This is a genomic window from Bradyrhizobium uaiense (genome assembly GCF_010811875.1).
Classification (GTDB): Bacteria; Pseudomonadota; Alphaproteobacteria; order Rhizobiales; family Xanthobacteraceae; genus Bradyrhizobium; species Bradyrhizobium uaiense.
The window spans coordinates 1-1480 of sequence record NZ_VKHP01000491.1; the positions used below are offsets into that span (position 1 = coordinate 1).

Here is a 1480-nt window from a genome sequence, read left to right on the forward strand (position 1 = left end):
TCGTACAGCCGCCCCGGGCTCTTGACCACACGCCGTTGTTGCAGGTGATGCTGGCCTGGGAGAACAATGGCGTTGGGTCACTGGACCTGCCGGGGCTGAATATCGAAGCTGCCTCCGAGGAGATCGACCAGATCGAGTTTGACCTGGAGCTGAGCCTTGGCGAGCATGGCGAGGAGATCGCCGGAACCCTGGGTTATGTCACGGCGCTGTTTGATCGCGCGACGATCGAGCGGCAGCGTGGTTATTTGCTGGCGCTGCTGCGGGCGATGGCTGCCGATGCAGACCAGGTAGTCGGCCGCATCGACATCCTGCCAGTCGACGAGCGCAGCTATCTCTTGGAGGAGCTGAACCGGACCGCGGCGCCTTATCCGTTAGAACGGTGCATCCATGAGCTGTTCGAGGCACAGGTGCAAAAAGCGCCGGAAGCGATGGCGCTGGTCTGCGAAGATGAGCGGCTGAGCTATGGCGAGCTCAACGCACGGGCCAACCGGCTGGCGCACCATCTGATCGCCCTCGGGGGCAAGCCTGGGGATCGCATTGCCATCGTGCTGGACCGCTCCGCCGCTCTTGTGGTGGCGCAGCTGGCGATTCTGAAGGCGGGCGGAGTGTATGTACCGATCGATCGCGCCCTTCCATCTGCGCGACAAGAATTGTTGATGGCCGATTGTGCTGCACGCCTGGTGCTTTGCGGGGATGACCTGGTTGAGGCGGCGATACCTGTTCTCGCCATTGAGCCGCTCATAGTTGGAACGGGATGTAGTAGCGATCCTGGTCTGGCGCTGAGCGCTGAGACTGCCGCTTACGTCATGTACACCTCCGGCTCAACTGGCCTTCCCAAAGGCGTTGTTGTTCCTCATCGTGCCGTCAACCGGCTCGTGATCAACAGTGGGTATGTGAAGGTCGATGCAGGAGATCGGATGGCATGGGCTGGCAATCCCGCCTTCGATGCAAGCACATTCGAAGTATGGGCGCCGCTGCTTAACGGTGGTTGCATTGTTTCAATTGATGCCGCCACCGTCAGGGATCCTCCCAGTTTTGCCCGGGCGCTAGAACAGTACCGCGTGACATCACTGTTTCTGACAACAGCATTGTTCAACCAATATACGTCATCGATTGCTCCGACGTTGGCGCAGCTGAAGTACCTCCTCTGCGGAGGTGAGCGCAGCGATCTCGCCTCATTTTTGAGATTGCTGAAAGAACAAGGCCCCGTACGTCTCATTCACTGCTACGGGCCCACCGAGACCACGACCTTCGCGACGGTCTGGAATTGCCCGGCTGATTTTGATGGGTCAGTGGTCCCGATCGGGCGTCCGATTGCCAACACGCGGGTCTACCTGCTGGATGGTCATGGCGCGCCCGTGCCGTTTGGTGCGGTGGGCGAGCTTTACATCGGTGGGGCGGGGGTGGCGCGGGGCTACCTGAACCGCCCTGAACTGACAGCCGAGCGGTTCATCGCCAGTCCCTTCGTCGAGGGCGATCG

Annotated in this window: 1 protein-coding gene; it reads left to right on the forward strand. The window is 60.7% G+C overall.

Going from position 1 to position 1480, the window contains the following annotated elements:
• Positions 1–47 precede the first annotated feature (47 nt).
• A partial coding sequence (locus FNJ47_RS46040; RefSeq protein WP_236000589.1) for a non-ribosomal peptide synthetase occupies positions 48–1480 on the forward strand: 1433 nt, incomplete at its 3' end.